The following is a 439-nucleotide window of genomic DNA, read 5'->3' as shown; positions in this document are numbered from 1 at the left end:
CAACAGTACCTCGGTTGCTGTAATCTCCAAAGATGAACTGCAGGGAAATGCAACGAATCTTATTGATGCTCTTTCCCGACAAGTTCCCGGACTAAGCCACATCACAACGGGACAAGGTATTTCAAAACCTGTTATACGAGGTCTCGGTTATAATCGTGTCGTTACGGTAAGTGATGGTGTTAAACAGATGGGACAGCAATGGGGAGACGAACATGGTATTGAAATCGACCAAAATCAACCGGATCGTGTGGAGGTCCTACGTGGTGCAGCCTCTTTGATGTACGGATCTGATGCTATTGGCGGTGTAATCAATGTGCTTGAACCAAATGTTCCTACAGCTGGGCAAATTAAAGGTGAAGTATTGAGCAGCTACTCCACCAATAACGGACTAACCAATAGTTCGGTTATGCTTACCGGTAATGAAAATGGCTTCGTATGG

Annotated in this window: 1 protein-coding gene; it reads left to right on the top strand. The window is 45.1% G+C overall.

All coding sequences use genetic code 11. From position 1 onward, the window contains the following. On the top strand, nucleotides 1-439 hold a 439-nt coding region (locus LE190_RS22300; RefSeq protein ID WP_225240619.1), incomplete at both ends, for a TonB-dependent receptor plug domain-containing protein.

The sequence above is a fragment of the Massilia hydrophila genome (genome assembly GCF_020208145.1).
Taxonomy (GTDB): domain Bacteria; phylum Pseudomonadota; class Gammaproteobacteria; order Burkholderiales; family Burkholderiaceae_D; genus Telluria; species Telluria hydrophila.
Note: the sequence above shows the minus strand (reverse complement) of the source record. Positions and strands in the feature narration are given on the sequence as shown.